Here is a 20609-nt window from a genome sequence, read left to right as displayed (position 1 = left end):
CCCCTCTCTAACAAGAGGGGCTAATATCTTAATTCGCTACTGGTGCAATATTAAAACTTAGTCCAGCCGCCTTGTTCTGCGGCTAATACAGCACTCTTAACACGCGTCTTAGGTCTGAGAAGAGGGCCCGTTGAAGAGTCAGGTGCCTTTCCTTTGATTTTAAACACCGAGACAATTTCTGTTAGTTGACGAGCCTGCTCTTCCAGTGAGGCAGCAGCAGCAGCGGATTGCTGCACTAATGCGGCATTTTGCTGCGTGACACTGTCCATTTGAACCACCGCAGTACCAATTTGGCTGATCCCTTTACTCTGTTCGGTCGAGGCAGCGGCTATCTCGCTCATAATGTCATTTACGTTGCTGACTGAGCTAACGATTTTGTCCATCGCATCACCTGCACGGGTAACCTGCTCAGACCCCGACTTAATATTTTTAACCGATTCATTGATCAGCACATCAATCTCTTTTGCTGCTTGTGCGCTGCGTTGTGCCAAACTTCTCACTTCACTGGCGACAACGGCAAATCCACGGCCTTGTTCTCCCGCCCGTGCCGCTTCGACGGCGGCGTTTAACGCAAGAATGTTGGTTTGAAACGCAATACTGTTGATAACGCCAATGATATCTACGATCTTATGTGAGCTGCTGGTAATTTTTGTCATAGTGGCGATGACGCCACTGACAATTACGCCCCCCTGTTGTGCCTCTAGAGTGGCTTGGTTTGCCAGAGTACTTGCCTGACCTGCATTGTCCGCATTTTGCTGAACCGTTGAACCGAGTTGTTCCATGCTAGAAGCAGTCTCTTCCAGTGCTGAGGCCTGTTCTTCAGTCCGGGAAGATAAATCGGTATTTCCAACAGATATCTCACTCGATCCTCTGTAAATCGAATCCGCGCTGTTGCGGATTTCAAACACAGTTTTGGCCCAGTTATCTTGCATCTTGTTAATATAAGGGACCAACTGGCCAATACAGTTTTTACCCTGATCTACGATGTTGTGGTCAAGTACGCCTTGTGCCAGAGATTCGAGATGAGCCTTTACTCTGTTCAACGGCTTAACGAGAAAGTTAACCAGATAGCGGTCGGTTGTCAGCATGATCAGCACGCTGATTAATAAGCCACTGATGAGGATATATTGGCACCACACTAGCCATTGGGAAATCCGCTGATTCGCCTCTTCATTCAGAGATATAATTTTTGCGTTGTATTTGTCTATTGCAGCACTGAAGTCTCGCCTTAAAGGGAGATATTTATCCGCTTTTATTGTTTCAAAACCATTGGTATTTTTTGCTTTTGCTGATTCAAACATCGGCAAAACCGCACTGTTATAGAGATTAAAAGAGCTGTTATAAATAGCATCTATCGTGGCTGAGTCGAGATTCCCATGATCAATGGCTTTAAATTGGCTGAGTCCGTTTTTAAGACTATCTAATTCGGCAAGGGTTGCTTTCATTTCAAGGTCGAAAACCCCAGTGTCATTTTTCCCCAAACCACCCATCGCGCGTTCCATCGCGGTTATCGCGCGGTAGTATTGTGCATTAGCACCATTAATAATATCGCCATTCTGCTGCTGAGTATGGGTGACACCAAGCTCTTGGTTTAATTGTTTAAGCGAGTATAAGGCAAAACCTGATGCCCCAGCCCATAACAGTGAGAACGCGATGAGAATGAGTATAAGTGCTGTTCTTATTTTAATGTTCCGTATAAATCTCATATTATTAAGCCTCTGATGTTGGACAAGGGAATGACTGCCTTGGAAAGGTAGTTAATGGTTTTTATTTTTCTACGAAACAGTTAAATGAGCTGTTTTATATGTGATATCTATGACTATCGGCGTTTAAAGTTTTCTCTTTAGTTGTTTTTTTAGTTATAGAAAAATAATTAATTTCCAATAAAAATATGTAAAGAGATTTATACATGAGACTGGGGTAAGTCAGTCGATTAGCTCGCTTGATAAAGTGATGTAATTATAATTGGCATGATGAATAAAAAAGGAAATAATCATATTTATCATGGCTTCATGTGGTTTGTTGATTTTAAAATCACTCAATACAGTATAAGTCTATGATGTCTTTGTTTTAAATTTAGATGTGCTTAATATGCTAAGATATCAATGGCTTATGGTGGATTTTTAGCGCTGTTGAAATGTACATTTTTATTGTAAGTGTAAGATTTAATTATTCGATAGGGTTCACATAACAGGCTCTCGGTAAGTGTCATTCTCTATGCAAGTTTTTTTATTCCAAAATGGAATTTATTTTTTGAATAAATTGAATTTTTGAGAATGGACAGGATCACTTTCTTGTTGGAATAATTGTTACATCTGGCAACGTAAAATTATTTTTAGGTGGATTCACTGAACTTTTTGAAAAATTTGCCGAAATGCTATGAAGCCCACAACGCAGGTATAATTTAAAATGACAGAATTAAATATCTATGGTCAGGCGCAGGGCAAATCATTACCTGACTGGTTGCCCCGAGCCACGATCCAAAAAGTCGTCCTCAAAGGAAGTTATTGCCTTCTTGAACCCATTGATATCAAACATAGTAAAGATCTATTTGAAGCCTGGCACAGTATTGACGATGAGCGTGACTGGACTTACTTTCACATTAAACGCCCTATCACTATGAGACAATGTGACCATTACATTGCCTCTCTTAGTACAAGTAAGGATCCTCTTTTTTATTCGGTTATCAATCAATCTAGCGGCAAAGCGGTGGGATTCGTCGCTTTACAGCGCATTGACCCTGAGAATGGAACAATAGAGATTGGTTGGATTAACTGGTCACCCTTGATGAAACGGACCTTATGTGGCACTGAGGCAATATTTCTTTTGCTATCCTATGTGTTGGATACCTTGCAATACAGGCGATGCGCGTGGAAGTGTGACAGCTTGCACCAGCCAGCAATTGAAGCGGCAGAACGGTTAGGATTTCAATATGAAGGTACTTTTAGGCAAGCACAGGTATCCAAAGGGCATAGTCGTGACACCCGTTGGTACTCCATTATTGATAGTGAATGGCCTGGGATTCGTCAGGCCATGCAGCTTTGGCTAAGCTCGAATAACCTAGACGAACGGGGTAAGCAGAAGCAAAGATTGGCCGAGTTTATGCCTGCATCAGAAGCGTAGTTATTTTCAATTATCGTAATACGGGTAGCCATGCTGGATACGCTGGTTCACCAAATAGGCATGGGGTGCCATGCCATAGCGCTTTTTGAATGAACGAATCAGGTAGGAATGCGGCATTCTTATGCTTAGCTGGAGGGTCAGTGCTTGTGCTTATTTTTGCATATCAGTAAGTGCCTTGGTGTGAATAGGACCAGGTGAGTTCAGTTGATATGGGGAGAGGAATAATAGCAAGAACAGACGATTGTAAGATGGCTCTGCCAGGCAGAGCCAAACCGTTTAGCACTAAATCAACTTAAATCGACATCCTTATGCCCGAAAAGCCACGTCAGGATAAATCCAGAAATATACGAGATAACCAGGCCAGCCACATACACCAGCATCCCGGCGAAAATCCCTTGGGCTGATGTCATCAGAGGAATAGACACTAAACCAGATGGGCCAAACACCGTATTCAGGCCCACCGGGAGCCCCAGCCAGGCAACAAGACCAATAAAGAAGCCCCCAACAGCACCGCCTAAACAAGCAGTAATAAAAGGCTTCAGGCGCGGTAACGTGACGCCATAAATAAGCGGTTCCCCAATCCCCAATAGCCCAGGGAAAATGGCCCCTTTAATCTGTGTACGCAGGACTGAACCTTTTGGCGAACGGGCATAAAGTGCCAGTGCTGCACCCACCTGGCCTGCACCAGCCATAGCCAAAATAGGGAATAATGAGTTAAATCCTTGTGCATCCATTAAGGCGAAATAGACCGGAACAAACCCTTGGTGGATACCGAACACCACCGCAATCAGGAATAACCCTGCCAGAATGGCAGTACCAAACGGGTTACCATTTAAATGCATAAACAGCCATGACATCCCCTTAAACAGCTCGCCACCCACTGGCATGATAACAACGAAAGTGATTGCTCCTGTAGCGAGTAACGTTATCGCCGATGTCAGGATCATATCCAGATTATCAGGGATAAAACGGCGCACTTGCCGCTCAATCCATGCGCCCAAAATACAGGCCAATAGAACGCCAATAATATTGCCGCGCGGGTCAATCGCCAGACCAAAGAAGTTTTCCATTCCGCCGTAGTAGCCGACGGTACCTTCCGGCACGTAGCGTAAAATAAATAGCGAAGCGATAATTGCGCCGTTGACCCCCGTCCCACCAAAGGCTTTTTGTGTATTAAAGCCAATCAGAATACTAAGGAAAGTGAACAAGCCGATGCTAAATACTTTCATGTATGCAATCAGTGCCGCCAGCCACGGAGACTGAATAACGCCGTCCAATGCCAGTGTCTGCTGGAGCAATGTTGCTATCCCCAGTAGCAATCCGGCGGCAATGAACCCTGGAATGAGTGGGGTAAAAATGGTGGCGAATTTGGTCAGAAAATTATGAACAGCGCTTTTTTGTTTCGCTTTCATTTGCTGTTTTGTCTGGCTGGCCAGCACCTGTAAATCAACATCCTGAGCACTGTCATGTGCCTGCTGCGGTTCAGAACCCAGGATCTTATTCATCATCTCGCTGGCGGTCTGCGCTTTGCCCGGCCCAAGAATGATTTGCAGTTGATCATCGCTATTCATCACCCCCATCACCCCAGGGATTTTTTTCAGGTCGTCGTGTTGTATCAGTTGACGGTCTTTTAAGGTGAGGCGGAGCCTCGTCATGCAGTTTCCGCAGACAATGATATTTTTGCTCCCACCAATGAAGAGCAAAATTTGGTCTATCGTAGTGCCCGTTATTTTCGCCATGGTTATGCTTTAATCTCCTGTAGCGCTTTACGGATAAATCCCTTATTTTTGTTAAGGATAGCGCTGGCTTCCTCAGCAGACATACCACTTAGGATCATCATAATGGCTGTTTTACAGTGTCGGTTACACTCATTGAGCGCCTCTTCCGCCTTTTCGGAGGAACACTCCGTCGCCTGAACAACAATATCGACCTGACGTTGCACCAGTTTGGCGTTTGTCGCCTCAACATCCACCATCAGATTGCTATAAACCTTGCCGCTACGGATCATGGCGCCGGTTGTTAGCATATTCAGAATTAATTTCTGCGCGGTTCCTGCTTTCATCCGTGATGATCCAGTGACAACTTCTGGGCCAACCATCGGCTCAATAGCGATATCTGCCGCTTTACTCATTTCACTGTCTTGATTACAGGAAATTGCTACTACGCTAGCGCCAACATGGCGTGCATAGGCCATAGCCCCCAACACATAAGGTGTGCGACCACTTGCCGCAATGCCGACTAACACATCACGCGCATTAAAGTTGAGGTTGCGCAGGTCTTGCTCACCCATTTCACGACTATCTTCAGCATTTTCAACTGCCTGTAAAATAGCGGTATTACCGCCAGCGATTAGCCCTACGACCATTTCTCGTGGCGTACCATAAGTTGGCGGGCATTCACTCGCATCCAAGATTCCCAACCGACCAGAAGTTCCTGCCCCACAATAAATTAATCTGCCACCTTGCGCGAAAGCCCCTGCGATAAGGGAAACGGCTTTGGCAATCTCGGGTAGTCTTTCTTCTACTGCGAAAGGCACTTTTTTATCCTCATTATTGATAACCTTGAGTATCTCTAGTGCCGAGAGAGTATCAATTTGAGAACTGGCAGGGTTTCGGCTTTCCGTAACCATTGAGCTTAGATTAATCTTCATGGGGGCTTCCTTTTATTTAAACTATCGGCGATGTTAAGTAATTACTTATTTATTAAACGTGATGCTTATCACGGTAAAATCTATTCTAATTACTGGGGTTATGAGGAATAAGTACAGATAAAAAAGAACAAATAAATAAATTATCTTCATTACATTTATGCAGTTACACCTTGGTCATAAAAGGTGCTTGCACTGGAATAATCTATTGTCTTTAATGGGAAATCTTTGATGTCTATTCTGAATGAAATAACTTGGTTACTGCCTGAACTGGCTGAAAACCAGCAAAAAATAGCGAAATACATTCTTGATAATCCTGAATCAATACTGGGTATATCCTCCTCCCAGTTTGCAGAAGATGCGGGCGTCAGCCAATCAGCTATTGTAAAATTTAGCCAGAAGATTGGTATGAAAGGTTTCCCGGCACTAAAAATTGCAATCAGTGAAGAATTGAGCAGGAATAACTTATTCAAATCCTATCCACATAAAGCGCTGCATAATTCTATTTCATCAGAAGATTCACTCATGGTGATGGCGCAAAAACTTGCGCACGAAAAGACAGCCTCGATTATGGAGACAACCCGGAAAATTAATTTTTCAGTTTTCCAACAAGTGGTTTCGCTCATTAATACTGCTCAGCGCGTACAGATAGTCGGTATTTGGGGATCAGGACTCACAGCAAAAGATCTGAGCTATAAATTACAGAAAATAGGCATAATGACCCTGGTTGAAGCTGACCTCCATGTGCAGATTGCTGCCGCACTTACCCTAACACCTAAAGATGTACAGATAGTGCTTTCTTTTACTGGCAGAAGAAAGGACATGAGAATCGCAGCAACAGTAGCCAAAGCACAAGGGGCAACCGTCATTGCCATTACCGGCAGTAAGGTTTCCCCGTTAGCTAAGATTGCAGATTATGTCCTTGAAAGTATTTCGGATGAAAATGAATGGCGCAGTTCTTCAATCTCTTCCAGAACTGCCCAAAATACACTGACAGATCTGATATTCCTCGCACTGATGCAGCAACGAAAAGAAACGGCTAAACCCTTGATTCTGAATGCTAGCATGACAATAAACAATCTGGATGATTGATATTCAGGTTTGTCATTTATAAAACTTAAGGCAATGAAGGCGATATTTTTAAATTATCTCATTGCCTTAAATTTCTTTTTTTCTAAATTGTAAGAAATTACCTACAAGATAGAATGGTTATTAGATAATTATATCTCAAGTATTCCTGAGGGAGCGAAGTTATTCCTTACCTTATTGCCTTATGCCGTGGGCTTGCGGAAATTTACCCAGAAAAAATAAATGTTATTATTCCTTTTAGGACAAAAAGGCGAATCAATCAATTGTGATAATTATCACTTTATTATGCGAACTAAAAAGTAAAATCGCCCGGCAAACATAACTAATGGAGGAGTTAATGAAAAAAATAATACCCGCGATTCTCTTATTTAGTACCTGCACTTACGCAGATGTTATTCCAGACTCACAACTGAAAAAAATGTGGTTATCACCTCAATTTTCTGCCGAGAAAACCCTCTCAAAAATGAGTTTAGAGGAAAAAATTGGGCAAATATTGATGGTTGATATTCGCTCTTGGAGTAATGCCGACAACAGCGATAAAACGGCATTTATAGAAATAAATGAGACTGTTAGTAAGATGATTCATGATTATCATTTGGGCTCTATTATTCTTTTCCGAGAAAATCTGATTGATACGCCACAGACAGTTGAATTAATCAACAATATTCAGCGTGCTCGCAGTAATTTACCTCTGTTTATTAGTACAGACCAGGAAGGGGGTTATGTCACCCGGCTACGCGTCGGTACTGAAATGCCGGGAAATATGGCATTGGGTGCCACAGGGTCATCTAAACTGGCTCAGCAGGCCGGTAGTATCCATGGTTATGAATTATCCAGCCTGGGTTTTAACTTTAATTTTGGCCCCGTGGTTGATGTTAATAATAACCAGAATAATCCTGTTATTGGTGTGCGTTCTTATTCAAATGATCCGGTGCTGGTGGGGGAGTTAGCTCGTAGTTATATCAACGGTATTCATAAGTCTAATGTGCTCACTTCGCTAAAACATTTCCCAGGGCATGGCAATGTCACCTCGGATACACATTTTGCATTACCGACGGTTAATATTGATAAAGCTGCATGGCAGCAAGTAGAACTGAAACCCTTTGTGGAGGTTATGCCTGTTACTGATGCTATTATGACAGCCCATATTGTTGTGCCAGCGCTTGATAATTCAATGCTGACAAACACTAAGGGCGAAAAAATCGGAACCCCGGCGACATTATCAAAGCCAATTCTGACCGACATTTTACGTAATGAACTCAAGTATGATGGTTTGATTTTAACTGACGCTATGGATATGGGCGCTATTACCAGTAACTTTGATCGTAATTGGTCTATCAAGCAGGCTATTATGGCGGGCAATGATATTGTATTAATGCCAATAGAAATTAAGAACAGCACCAGTATTGAACAGCTTAATGCGCTTTATGGTTATTTAAAGGCTGAAGCTGCAAAAGATCCTGCTTTTAAATTGCGTATTGAGGATGCGGCGCAGCGGGTAATTTACACTAAACTGAATAAGCGCATTTCTCCCGAACCTCATGATATTGCTAGAGCGCAGAGGGTCGTGGCATCAAAAAACCATAAGGATATTGAGAATTTTATTTCTGAACAAGCCATCACATTGATCAAAAATGATAATGTTCTGCCTTATAAAGTTAAGTCACAAAATAAAATAATGGTATTTTCCGATGAGAAGCCACGTAATGAGCTAATTACCAAACATCTTGATGATATTGCAAATGAATTTCAGGTTAACTTTGCAGTTAAAAATCAAGTTATTAAGCTGGATAAAGATAATGTAAGTGCTGAGGATATCGCAAAACAGATTAAGGATCAGGATATTATTATTCTTGCTACCTATAATCTTAAGCTAAATCCGATTAATGCACAACGGATCATCGATGAAGCCAATAAGGCTAATATTCCGTTAGTTGTTATATCAAGCCGTAATCCTTACGATATTGCATATTTGTCAGGAGTGAAGGCAAATATTGCTATTTATGGTATCACGGGGTTCGATGTTACTAATAACGTACGAAATAGTCTGGAAACTAACATTCGCAGTGGGCTAAGAACATTATTTAAGGGTTCAAAAGGAAGATTAGATGTACTGGCTGAGCCGCACGGGAAATTACCGGTGGATATTAGAACACCTGATAATAGCCAGATACTCTACCCGCGTGGTTATGGATTAACGACGTTATAAAAATATCGGAAGGTAAACATGAATATCTTAAAAGGACTCGTTGTTTTCAGTACACTAACAATGTGCGCACCTGTATTAGCGGATGAATTTGAAACTGATTATGATCAGGAAATTCATAAGTTAAATAAAAGAATCCAGCAAATAGAGCAAGAAAAAAAGGAAGCACAGGAAAAATTAAGACAAAAAGCGTGGAACTTTGAAACATATATAGGGGCAGAACAAGAAATAGACAGTGATGACAATTGGAAGTTTATTAAGGGTAGTATGGCAACGTCACCTTATGTCGGGGCTTATATTTATCAGAATGACTCATTATGGTTATATGATGTTCAGTTTTTGAAAACATATTTAGATAATAACCAAGAGTATGACCGTACACGTTGGCAGGCAGGTGTAACAAGAACCTTTCCTTTTACCTACAATGGGAAGAGCGGTAATACTAAATTGCGTATGGGGTATCGTAATGACAACTGGCATTATCCTTCAATTAGCAACCCGGCATTAGCGGATCCAGACTACAAAGGGGATATTCGTAAAGGTGAAGAGCGGCATGAGATTTGGATCCGGCCACAAGCATATTATAAATACTCTGATAGCTTGAGTTTTAACGCTAGTTTTTCATTCCGCTTAATTGATCGCAAATTAGACTATGCTCGTGCAAAAGGAAACTATGGTGTATATAAAAGAGATTGGAGCCAAATCAATGAGCACTTTGCTGGTGCAAATATTACCTTTAATCCGAGTAACTCACTCTGGCTAAACTATTTGTACATTGATGAGCAATTGGTCAATACGCTTTATAACAGGGAGCATTTCTTGTGGGGCATTTATCGTTATAAGTTTGATAATGGTCTTTTGTTTATGCCTTATACACGTCTGGCCCTGACTAAAGGTACGCAGAGTTTCCGCGACTCGAATAATCATGAAACGGTACATAAAGAAAAGAATCGTAGTCGCTATGGTTTGCAAGTGCTCTATCCACTAACGAAGCAAACGTCAATATTTGCAGATGCTTATTATCGACCAGAACAGACCTGGACTAATAACAACAAAACCAGTAACAATTTTTGGTTTTGGGCTGTGGAGTTGAGACATAATTTCTGATAATTGATAAGGTATATCAGAATATCAATCAATCAATCAATTAATTGCGAGAGACAAGGGATGAGGTATTTCCTACGAATATTACTATGTCTGTGTTCATTGTTTATTATAAGCGCTGGCTATGCCAGCGTTACCCAGAAAATTATTTTAGGTGTCGATCAGGGAAATGTTTATGGGCCACTGCTGAAAAATAAGCGAGTGGGTTTAATGGTCAACCAAAGCTCGATTAATAGGGAAGGGCGCCATACCATCGACAAATTGTTATCCGAGCAAGATAAATTCAATTTTACCGTGACGACATTATTCTCTGTTGAACATGGTATACGTGGGAATGCCGATGCCGGGCTGGGGGATGATAATCATATTGATAAACAGAGTGGCCTGCCTATTATTTCTTTGTATGGGCGGGATAAAGACGGGCGTGTACGGGCCCATCCAACTGAAATGCAATTATCTGATGTTGATGTTGTTATTTATGATTTACAAGATGTTGGCGTCCGTTATTTTACTTATACCATCTCCATGCATCATATGCTGGAAAGCCTGCAAAAGTATCATAAACAATTTATGGTATTCGACAGACCCAACCCGCTTGGGAGTCATGTATATGGGCCTATTCTTGAAGAGGAGAATATTTCCGGTATTGGTATGCACCCAGTACCCATGGTGCACGGACTGACGTCCGGGGAGTTTGCACGCATCATAGTCAATGAGGGCTGGCTGACGCATTTCGATGATTCTAATTGGAAGGCATTCGGTATCAACGCTTATCAGTTTCCTCCCGAAGATTTAACTGTCATCGCTATGGGGAATTATACGCATGATTCACCTTATTCATTGCCAGTAAGGCCCTCGCCAAATTTACGCAGTGATTTGGCTATTCATCTTTACCCTTCTTTGGGTTTATTTGAAGCAACCAGTGTCAATATGGGACGAGGCTCTGATCACCCCTTTGAACAGTTGGGCTTCCCATCGCGGAAATTTTATACCAATACCTGCTATCACGTGGATATTAACCAGCAGAAAACAGGGTGGCCGCAAGCGGGTAAAGAAGTCTGTGGCGAAGAATTTACTGCTGCTAATGTAGCCGATATTAAACCGACAATACGCTACTTTGTTGAATGGTGGTTCAAATTTAACGCAGCGGGTTATTCAATGGTTATCCCTCCCCAGATGGAGGCAAAATATCTGGATTATCAGGAGGAGTATTTTTTAATACGACCGCTTTGGCTAGCTAAATTAACAGGCACTCGTAATTTGGCTAAGTTAATGGAAGAGGCTGCTGAAAGGAAGTTGTCTCTGGATGAGACCGTTAATTATCTGGAATCTAGCTGGCAACCCGGTATTGATAATTATTTGAAGCTACGCGAAAAATATAAAATTTATCCTTAAATCCGATTATTCTTCTTTGACGTTTGGGGTGCCAGCGAAAGCGGTACCTCTTTTTTTGTTTTTACTATCTTGGGTGAGATGGTAACCCCGCAGGCTGCTCCCAAAACGAATAAACGACGATATGAGGGCATTGCCCATGAAGAAACGTTTCTCCGACGCACAAATCATCAATATGTCGAAAGATCTGTAAAGTTGAATGGTTCGTTTGCGCGGGATACTTACTGAGGGAATCTATTGAAATAGCGCCAGTCATGGGTGCGGTGTTGGCGCGGAAATAGGCCAGAATCCAGATGTGAAAAAGCCCCGCTTTGCAGCGAGGCCTTATAAATAGTGGTGCCCGGACTCGGAATCGAACCAAGGACACGGGGATTTTCAATCCCCTGCTCTACCGACTGAGCTATCCGGGCAACGGGGCGCATTAAACCGTATTGGCCGCTGATCGTCAACGAATTTATGGTTTAAAACCACTAAAACTGTACTGACTGCTCTCTTTTCAGGCAAAAGAACCAGAAATCATCTCAGAACAGTGATAAAACTCAGTGGTAAATCACTTAACCCAGTGCGCCATTTTTACGGCATTGCGCGACTTCCAATACATCTTCAGCCAGGCGCTTGGCAACTTCAACATCGACGAGTTGGCGTTTAACCAGCAGTTTGCTCAAACAACCTTCCAGAATCAGTTCCATCTGTTGTGCAACCATACCTGCATCATCAGCGTCCATCTCTTGCAACAGCTCTTGGGTATAGAGCAGTGAGGCCTGTTTTTGCTGTTCAGCCAACTGGTGGATCGGGTGTTCATCATCGGGATAAAAACTGCATGCAGCAATAAATAAGCAACCGGGGTAACGCTGATTCTGCACCTGTTCACTTAGCGTCAGGTAACGCGCCAGTAACTTTTGTTTGGGGGATAAGGTCTCGTCCAGTTGCAATTGTCGCCGCCAGGTGTCGATCTGTTGACCATGATAGCGCAGACAGTCATACAACAAAGCTTCACGATCCGGCCAGAAACGGGCCAGATCACTGACTTCTACTGACACCTCTTTTGCCAGCATCTCCAGCGTGGTATTTGCCAGCCCTTGCTGCTCTAACAGATTGAGCGCGCTGCTTAAAACTTGTTCACGTTGCACGTTGCTCTCCTCCAACTTCTTATCTGGCAAGTGTGGTTTACCACCGCCTATAGTGCAAATAGTCTATACCCTGCGTACTGATTAATAGACATCGGCAGGTATCGGCATTTTCTGCCAGCAGACCCTGTACCTTATCATTACTACGGCGAGATTTTTCTAACTCTTTACCCTTTAGCTGTTTGTTAATTTATAACGATAGGATTACAGCACGACTTTTGCTATTTAGCAGTCTGTGAAGCAGGGCGCATTTTATTGTGCATCTGCCTATAACGACCTGTGAATAACTGATAATTCCTGTTCTTTTGCCTGATGGTTTATTGGAACGGGGTTTCTATAATGATCATCGTGAACCACAAATAGAAAAATCTGACAAAACAGGCGCAAAAATTAACGACTAACACACGCTGCCGTGTGCGCTGGCAACCTGAATTGCATAACGTCCTGCATCGAGCCGTCGTTCTGTCCGGGCGTTCAATTATAAGGATCGAAAATGAGTCTGCAAAATTATCCTAATCAGTTCCGCCGCAACCTACAACAAGGGCAAACCCTTATCGGTTGCTGGAGTGCACTGGCAAATCATATTTCAGCCGAAGTGCTGGGCCTGGCGGGTTTTGACTGGTTGGTTCTGGACGGTGAACATGCGCCGAACGATGTCACGACGTTTATTCCACAACTTATGGCGCTGAAAGGCAGTAATAGTGCACCGGTTGTACGTGCGCCCTGTAATGAACCCATCATTATAAAACGCTTATTGGATATCGGTTTTTATAACTTCCTGATCCCGTTTGTCGAAAGCGAAGAAGAAGCCATTCGTGCGGTTGCCTCGACCCGTTATCCACCGGCAGGTATCCGGGGGGTTTCTGTCTCTCATCGTGGTAACAATTACGGCACCGTGCCCGACTATTTCGCCACTATCAACGACAATATCACTGTACTGGTACAAATCGAAAGCCAGCAAGGGGTGGACAATCTTGATGCTATCGCCGCCGTTGATGGTGTGGACGGTATTTTTGTTGGGCCAGGCGATCTGTCGGCGGCACTGGGTTATCTGGGGCAGCCCAATCATCCCGAAGTACAAAAAGTGATTCGTCATATTTTTGATCGTGCTAAAGCACAGGGTAAACCGAGCGGTATTTTGGCGCCAGTTGAAGTTGATGCCCACCGTTATCTGGAATGGGGTGCAACCTTTGTCGCTGTTGGCAGTGATTTGGGCGTATTCCGTAGCGCGACTCAGGCGTTATGCGACAAATTTAAAAAATAACCATCAGTCAGTTTTGACAGTTTAGTGCTGCCGTGTTGACGGCCTTCCGACTTAATTGAGGAGTAATAAATGAAAATCGGCTTTATTGGTTTAGGGATTATGGGAAAACCAATGAGTAAAAATCTGCTGAAAGCGGGCTACTCATTAACTGTCCTCGATCGTAATGCTGCGGTACTGGATGAATTGATCACTGCTGGCGCACGCACCGCAACGACGCCAAAAGCACTGGCAGCAGAATGCGATATCATCATTACCATGCTACCTAATTCGCCCCACGTAAAAGAAGTCGTACTGGGTGAAAACGGTGTTATTGAAGGTGCTAAACCGGGTTCTGTGCTGATTGATATGAGTTCGATTGCGCCACTGGTTAGCCGTGAAATCAGTGAAGCACTGGCATTAAAGCAGGTTGCAATGTTGGATGCACCCGTCAGTGGTGGTGAGCCAAAAGCTATTGATGGCACCTTGTCAGTAATGGTGGGTGGCGATAAAGCTGTGTTCGATAGCTGCTTCGAGGTGATGAAAGCCATGGGGGGATCGGTGGTACATACGGGTGATATTGGTGCCGGTAATGTGACTAAACTGGCCAATCAGGTGATTGTCGCGCTGAATATTGCCGCAATGTCTGAAGCCTTGGTGCTGGCAACCAAGGCGGGAGTGAACCCTGACCTGGTATTCCAGGCGATCCGTGGTGGTCTGGCAGGCAGTACCGTGTTGGAAGCCAAAGCGCCAATGGTGATGGATCGTAACTTCAAACCCGGTTTTCGTATCGATTTGCATATCAAAGACTTGGCAAATGCCCTCGACACCTCGCACGGCGTCGGCGCACAGTTGCCACTTACCGCTGCCGTGATGGAGATGATGCAGGCGCTGAAAGCCGATGGTCTGGGTACCGCTGACCACAGTGCATTGGCATGTTATTACGAGAAATTGGCTAAAGTTGAAGTCACTCGTTAATCGGTGGCACCGGTGTCTGTGGATACCGGGCTACTGGGTCACAGGGCTATACTGGTAAGCATCCCGTTATCCTGAGCGGCTGGTTTATAAAGTCGGAGCCTGTGTGGCATTGGATAGCTCATGAGATTGAATCATTTATGAAAATAGTTATCGCCCCAGACTCTTATAAAGAAAGTTTATCTGCCCTAGACGTTGCGGTGCAGATTGAAGCGGGTTTTCGCACCCAATTCCCTGATGCGCAATATATCAAATTGCCCGTTGCTGATGGTGGCGAAGGCACCGTCGAGGCCATGGTCGCAGCCACTGCGGGCCGGATTATTCAAGTTAATGTGACTGGTCCGTTAGGTGACGAAGTGGCGGCTTTTTACGGGATATCCGGTGATGATAAATCGGCCTTTATTGAAATGGCGGCCGCCAGTGGGCTAGAGCTGGTTCCGCCAGAACTGCGCAACCCACTGAAAACCACCTCCTACGGCACCGGCGAATTGATTTGTCATGCGCTGGATCAGGGCGTTAAACATATTATTATCGGTATCGGCGGCAGTGCTACCAATGATGGCGGTGCGGGTATGGTACAAGCGCTGGGGGTCAAACTGCTGGACAAGCAGGGTAAACAGATTGGCTTTGGCGGCGGGAAGCTGGCTGAGCTGGATGTTATTGATATCTCAGGGCTGGATCCGCGTATTAAGCAGTGCCAAATCGATGTTGCTTGTGATGTCACTAATCCGCTGACCGGTAGTGAAGGGGCATCGGCTATTTTCGGGCGGCAGAAAGGCGCTACTCCTGAGATGGTTAGCCAACTGGATGATGGTTTACAGCATTATGCGGGGATCATTAAACGTTATCTTGATATTGATGTTGACCAGGTTGAAGGCGCTGGCGCGGCGGGGGGGTTAGGTGCGGCATTACTGGCATTTTGCGGTGCAACCTTAAGCCCAGGTATTGATATTGTCACCGATGCTCTTGGTCTGGACGCCTTGGTTAGGGACGCGACGTTTGTCATTACCGGCGAAGGGCGCATTGATAGCCAAACTATTCATGGCAAAGTGCCGATCGGTGTCGCAAGAGTTGCCAAACGTTATAACAAGCCAGTGATTGGTATTGCCGGTAGCCTGACAGACGATGTTGATGTGGTGTATGAGCATGGTTTAGATGCGGTATTCAGTGTGATCTACAGTATCTGTACTCTGGAGCAGGCGCTGGACAATGCGGCAGCCAATGTGTTTATGACCGCCCGTAATATAGCCGCCACGCTGGCGATAGGGATGGCTGTTGGTCAGTCATCGCAAGAAAGTAAATAACATGTTTTGAATCAGAACCGCACCTCGCTAAATCTCTATCAGGGCTAACGATCGATTGGCCCTGATTTCCTCGCTAGCGCTCAACCTTTCCAGTAAAACGTCACCGGCTCTACCATTTATGTGACCTGTCCCTCAACTCTCTTCCTTTGTGGTATGAATTGGGCGTTTGTCCAATGTATTCCCTTTACAGAGTACATATGCTGGTGCATCAGCCCAGACTGAGGCCCATTCATGAGTGTATATAATCTTGACCCCCGGCTAGCCCAGGATATTGTTACCCGTACCATGAAGATCATTGATACCAATATTAATGTGATGGATGGTAAAGGTCGGATCATTGGTAGTGGCGATGAAGAGCGCCTTGGCGAATTGCATGAAGGGGCGCTCTTGTCGCTGTCTCATGGCCGGATCGTCGATATCGATGAAGCTGTTGCTCGCCAGTTGCACGGCGTGAAACCAGGGATCAACCTGCCATTGCGCCTTGAGGGTGAAATCGTGGGTGTGATTGGCCTAACCGGCAATCCGGGGCAGTTACGCCAATACGGCGAACTGGTGTGCATGGCGGCAGAGATGATGATGGAGCAGGCGCGACTGGTGCACCTGTTAGCACAGGATAGCCGTCTGCGCGAAGAGTTGGTATTGAACTTGATCCGCACTGAAGAGATATCACCGGCACTGATGGAATGGGCACAGCGCCTTGGGGTAGATATCAATGAACCGCGCGTCGTGGCCGTGGTAGATGTGGACAGCGGCCAGTTGAGTGTTGACAGTGCTATGTCGGAATTACAAGAGTTGCAAACCCTGTTGACGACGCCGGAGCGTAATAATCTGATTGCGATTGTATCCCTGACTGAAATGGTGGTGCTTAAACCGGCGCTGAATAGCCACGGCCGCTGGGATGCTATTGATCACCGGCGGCGTATGGAGTCTTTGTTGTCGCGTATGACTGAGCGGGGCCGTTTGCGGGTACGCCTGTCGCTTGGCAACTTCTTTACCGGGCCGGGTAGCATTGCGCGTTCATACCGTACCGCTCGTACTACTATGGCAGTAGGTAAACAACGGATGCCGGAGCAGCGTTGCTACTACTATCAGGATTTGGTGTTACCGGTATTGCTTGATAGTTTGCGTGGCGGCTGGCAGGCCAATGAATTAGCCTTACCACTGGCTAAATTACGGGCGATGGACAGTAACGGTCTGTTGCGGCGCACGCTGGCCTGCTGGTTCCGTAATAACGTGCAGCCAACGGCTACGGCTAAAGCGTTATTTATTCATCGCAATACTTTGGAGTATCGGCTGAATCGTATTTCCGAGCTGACCGGTTTGGATTTAGCGAACTTTGATGATCGCTTGCTGCTGTATGTGGCGCTTCAATTGGGCGAGCAGGAGTAGAGGTGATAGTAAGGTTGAGGTGATAGTAAGGTTGAGGTGATAGTAAGGTAGCGGTGATAGTAAGAAGGGCAGGCCGAGTGAGTGTCACCCGGCCTGATGATATCGCTGATACTTAGGTCACTGGTGCCGGATTAAACACCGCCAAGGCATTGCGCAACCCCCATTGATCGGACCACGTCCGTTTGCGGTCACTGGCAATATCCAGAATAAATTCAAATAATTGCTGACCAACCTCTTCAATAGTGGCATCGCCTGTCGCAATGGTTCCGGCGTCGATATCCATCAGGTCATGCCAGCGGTTAGCCAGATCGGTGCGGGTTGCCATTTTGATTACCGGTACTGCCGCCAGACCATAAGGGGTGCCGCGCCCGGTGGTAAATACCTGAACGGTAATACCCGATGCCAGTTGTTGCGTGCCGCAGACAAAATCACTGGCTGGGGTGGCTGCAAAAATCAGCCCACGCTTGGTGGGGCGCTGCCCCGGAGAGAGCACTTCCACAATGGCGCTGCGGCCAGATTTGGCGATGGAACCGAGCGCTTTTTCCACTACGTTTGCTAAGCCGCCCTTTTTATTCCCTGGTGAGGGGTTGGCGCTACGATCGGTTTTGCCGGTTTCGAGATAGTCGTCGTACCATTTCATCTCTTCCAGTAACCTTCTGCCAACCTCCTCATTAATCGCCCTGGGAGTTAACAGATGGATAGCATCACGTACTTCCGTGACTTCAGAAAACATGACTGTTGCGCCGCAACGCACCAGTAAGTCCGAAGCATAACCCACCGCAGGGTTGGCGGTTACGCCAGAAAAAGCGTCACTGCCGCCGCATTGCATACCGACCACCAATTCAGAGGCCGGGCAGGTTTCACGTTGGCGCATATTCAGGCGTTGCAGGTGCTTTTCCGCCACTTGCAGAATGTCATCGACCATGGAACGGAAGCCGACGTGTTTCTCATCCTGCAAGCGCACGATATTGCTTTCATCCAGTGAGATAACCTGCACGTCAGGTGTCCCTTCCAGCAGCCGCTCAGGTTGGAGTTTTTCACAACCGAGGCCGACGACCATCACTTCGCCACCAAAATTAGGGTTAAGGGCCAAATTATGAATCGTGCGGATGGGCACTACCGCTGCCGGAGCATTAATTGCCACTCCACAGCCATATAAGTGATTCAGTGCAACTACGCCATCGACATTGGGATACTTGGGAAGTAGGGTGCGTTCAATGATATTGACGACATAATCCACCACGCCAGCCACGCAATGTACGCTGGTGGTAATCGCGAGTAGGTTTTTGGTCCCCACACTGCCGTCAGCGTTGCGATAGCCCTCGAAGGTATAACCTTCCAGTGGTGGTAAGGCCTCGGGGACTGCGGTGGCAAGGGGTAAGGTTTCCAGTGCCGGTGCAGCAGGTAATTCAACTAACGATTCATCTATCCAGCCGCCACGAGCAATATCCCGCACTGCCAGACCAATCACTTCAGCATAACGAATAATTGGGCCGCCTTTAGGAATATCAACCAAAGCCACTTTATGGCCTTGTGGCACATGCTCAATAAGTTCAAGGCCACATTTAAACCGGGTGCCAGCACAAAGCCCATTGTTATTAACCACAATGGCAACGTTATCCGCGTCCTGTACTTTAATATAAAGTGGGTTGTTACATATGCTCATCATATTTTAAGCCTATTAAGATGTTTTCAATTCCAGGCGTTTGATATCGCCGACAACAAATAAGTAACAGAACATGGCCATAATGGCAGAACATCCAACAAAGATTAAGGCAGCATTAAAGGAGTGTAATTCTTTCACCAGATAACCGATAACCAGCGGCGTAACAATAGAGGCGACGTTGCCAAATACGTTAAATAACCCGCCACACAAGCCAACAATCTCTTTTGGTGCCGTATCCGCAATAACCGGCCAACCCAATGCGCCAAAACCTTTGCCAAAGAAGGCCAATGCCATTAGTGCGACCACTACCACGTCGCTATCGACGTAGTTACACAGAATGATGCTTGATGCCAATAACATGCCTAACACGATAGGAACTTTACGGGCAAAAGTCAGGGAATGACCACGTTTAATGAGTGAATCAGAGAATACGCCACCTAATACACCGCCAGCAAATCCGCATAATGCCGGGATAGAGGCGACCATCCCCACTTTTAAAATAGACATCCCTTTATCTTGTACTAAATAAATGGGGAACCACGTCAGGAAGAACCAGGTGATCGTATTAATAAAGTATTGACCAAAAAAGACACCCAGCATCATTCGGCTAGCCAATAATTGCTTCAGATAATCTAATTTAGGGCCGCTTTTATGACCATCGGGTTTTTTGTGGTCCATATCGACAACCGCACCACCTTGTTTTATGTATTCAAGTTCAGATGCAGACATACCAGGGTGATCGGTCGGGTTATGAATAAATTTAACCCAGGCAATGGTTAACACGAAACCTAGCCCGCCCATGACGGTAAACACATGCTGCCAGCCCCAGGCAAAGGTTAAATAACCTAATAATGGAGAGAAGAGTGCTAAGGAGAAGTATTGTGCAGAGTTAAAAATAGCTGAAGCAGTCCCCCTTTCTTTGGTGGGGAACCAGGCCGCAACAATTCTGGCGTTAGCCGGGAAAGAAGGTGCTTCAGAGAAGCCTAACATAAAGCGCATGATAAACATGGAGATAGCGGCATACGCTATCGGGAACATGTCGACAAACCCTTGCGTAAAGGTAAATAGCGACCAGAAGAACAGGCTATAGGTGTAGACCCGCTTGGAGCCATAGCGGTCCAGCAGCCAACCCCCCGGTATTTGCATTAACAGGTAAGCCCAGCCAAAGGCTGAGAAGATATAACCCATTGCCACGGCATCTAATTGTAATTCTTTTGCTACTTCAGTGCCTGCAATTGACAATGTTGCCCGGTCAGCATAGTTAATTGCAGTCACAATAAAGATAATTAATAGTATTATATAACGGACGTGGGTCCGTTTTTCAGTCACAGCGGCTTCCAGACTCAT

Annotated in this window: 15 protein-coding genes and 1 tRNA gene; 9 read left to right on the top strand and 7 right to left on the bottom strand. The window is 45.3% G+C overall.

Going from position 1 to position 20609, the window contains the following annotated elements:
* Nucleotides 1-50: 50 nt before the first annotated feature.
* Nucleotides 51-1706, bottom strand: a complete 1656-nt coding sequence (locus EL015_RS19520) for a methyl-accepting chemotaxis protein (protein WP_005187326.1) — start codon at nt 1704-1706, stop codon at nt 51-53.
* Between the two features lie 703 nt (nt 1707-2409).
* Between EL015_RS19520 and EL015_RS19515 the strand changes: the two genes are divergently transcribed.
* Entirely contained in the window at nt 2410-3123 is a 714-nt protein-coding gene (locus EL015_RS19515; RefSeq protein WP_005187330.1) for a GNAT family N-acetyltransferase, read from the top strand.
* Between the two features lie 287 nt (nt 3124-3410).
* Here EL015_RS19515 and murP read toward each other — a convergent pair whose 3' ends face one another.
* Together murP and murQ are read right to left on the bottom strand one after the other, a co-directional pair.
* Nucleotides 3411-4862: a PTS N-acetylmuramic acid transporter subunit IIBC gene (murP, locus tag EL015_RS19505; RefSeq protein WP_005187333.1), complete on the bottom strand. Its 1452-nt coding sequence runs from the start codon at nt 4860-4862 to the stop codon at nt 3411-3413.
* A gap of 2 nt (nt 4863-4864) precedes the next feature.
* Entirely contained in the window at nt 4865-5773 is a 909-nt protein-coding gene (gene murQ / locus EL015_RS19500; protein ID WP_032906812.1) for an N-acetylmuramic acid 6-phosphate etherase, read from the bottom strand.
* Between the two features lie 228 nt (nt 5774-6001).
* On the opposite strand from murQ, the gene EL015_RS19495 reads away from it, so the two are divergent.
* From EL015_RS19495 to EL015_RS19480, 4 genes are all read left to right on the top strand, one after another.
* Nucleotides 6002-6862, top strand: coding sequence for an SIS domain-containing protein (locus EL015_RS19495; protein ID WP_005187347.1), 861 nt, complete (start codon nt 6002-6004; stop codon nt 6860-6862).
* Between the two features lie 334 nt (nt 6863-7196).
* A complete protein-coding gene (locus EL015_RS19490; protein WP_032906813.1) occupies nt 7197-9068 on the top strand; it encodes a glycoside hydrolase family 3 protein in 1872 nt (623 codons plus the stop codon).
* A gap of 18 nt (nt 9069-9086) precedes the next feature.
* Nucleotides 9087-10172 (top strand): hypothetical protein, encoded by a 1086-nt coding sequence (locus tag EL015_RS19485; protein ID WP_032906814.1) that lies wholly within the window; start codon nt 9087-9089, stop codon nt 10170-10172.
* Between the two features lie 60 nt (nt 10173-10232).
* The gene (locus EL015_RS19480) at nt 10233-11564 is read left to right on the top strand and encodes an exo-beta-N-acetylmuramidase NamZ family protein (protein WP_032906815.1); all 1332 of its coding nucleotides are present in this window, start codon (nt 10233-10235) and stop codon (nt 11562-11564) included.
* Between the two features lie 331 nt (nt 11565-11895).
* Here EL015_RS19480 and EL015_RS19475 read toward each other — a convergent pair.
* A tRNA-Phe gene (locus EL015_RS19475) sits at nt 11896-11971 on the bottom strand.
* Nucleotides 11972-12115: 144 nt separating this feature from the next.
* Entirely contained in the window at nt 12116-12691 is a 576-nt protein-coding gene (locus EL015_RS19470; protein ID WP_005187361.1) for a transcriptional regulator, read from the bottom strand.
* Between the two features lie 490 nt (nt 12692-13181).
* On the opposite strand from EL015_RS19470, the gene garL reads away from it, so the two are divergent.
* From garL to EL015_RS19450, 4 genes are all read left to right on the top strand, one after another.
* Nucleotides 13182-13952 carry a 2-dehydro-3-deoxyglucarate aldolase gene (gene garL / locus EL015_RS19465; RefSeq protein ID WP_005187363.1) on the top strand — a complete coding sequence of 257 codons (771 nt, stop codon included), beginning with the start codon at nt 13182-13184 and terminating at the stop codon, nt 13950-13952.
* Nucleotides 13953-14021: 69 nt separating this feature from the next.
* Nucleotides 14022-14906, top strand: coding sequence for a 2-hydroxy-3-oxopropionate reductase (gene garR / locus EL015_RS19460; protein ID WP_005187373.1), 885 nt, complete (start codon nt 14022-14024; stop codon nt 14904-14906).
* Nucleotides 14907-15043: 137 nt separating this feature from the next.
* The gene (locus EL015_RS19455) at nt 15044-16207 is read left to right on the top strand and encodes a glycerate kinase (RefSeq protein ID WP_032906816.1); all 1164 of its coding nucleotides are present in this window, start codon (nt 15044-15046) and stop codon (nt 16205-16207) included.
* Between the two features lie 231 nt (nt 16208-16438).
* Nucleotides 16439-17596, top strand: coding sequence for a CdaR family transcriptional regulator (locus tag EL015_RS19450; RefSeq protein ID WP_005187379.1), 1158 nt, complete (start codon nt 16439-16441; stop codon nt 17594-17596).
* Between the two features lie 112 nt (nt 17597-17708).
* Here the strand turns inward: EL015_RS19450 and garD are convergent, their stop codons facing one another.
* Nucleotides 17709-19265 carry a galactarate dehydratase gene (gene garD, locus EL015_RS19445; RefSeq protein ID WP_005187382.1) on the bottom strand — a complete coding sequence of 519 codons (1557 nt, stop codon included), beginning with the start codon at nt 19263-19265 and terminating at the stop codon, nt 17709-17711.
* A gap of 12 nt (nt 19266-19277) precedes the next feature.
* Nucleotides 19278-20609 carry an MFS transporter gene (locus EL015_RS19440; protein ID WP_005187385.1) on the bottom strand — a complete coding sequence of 444 codons (1332 nt, stop codon included), beginning with the start codon at nt 20607-20609 and terminating at the stop codon, nt 19278-19280.

The sequence above is a fragment of the Yersinia intermedia genome (assembly GCF_900635455.1).
In the GTDB taxonomy this organism is placed as follows: domain Bacteria; phylum Pseudomonadota; class Gammaproteobacteria; order Enterobacterales; family Enterobacteriaceae; genus Yersinia; species Yersinia intermedia.
This window is presented reverse-complemented; position numbering and strand designations above follow the sequence as displayed.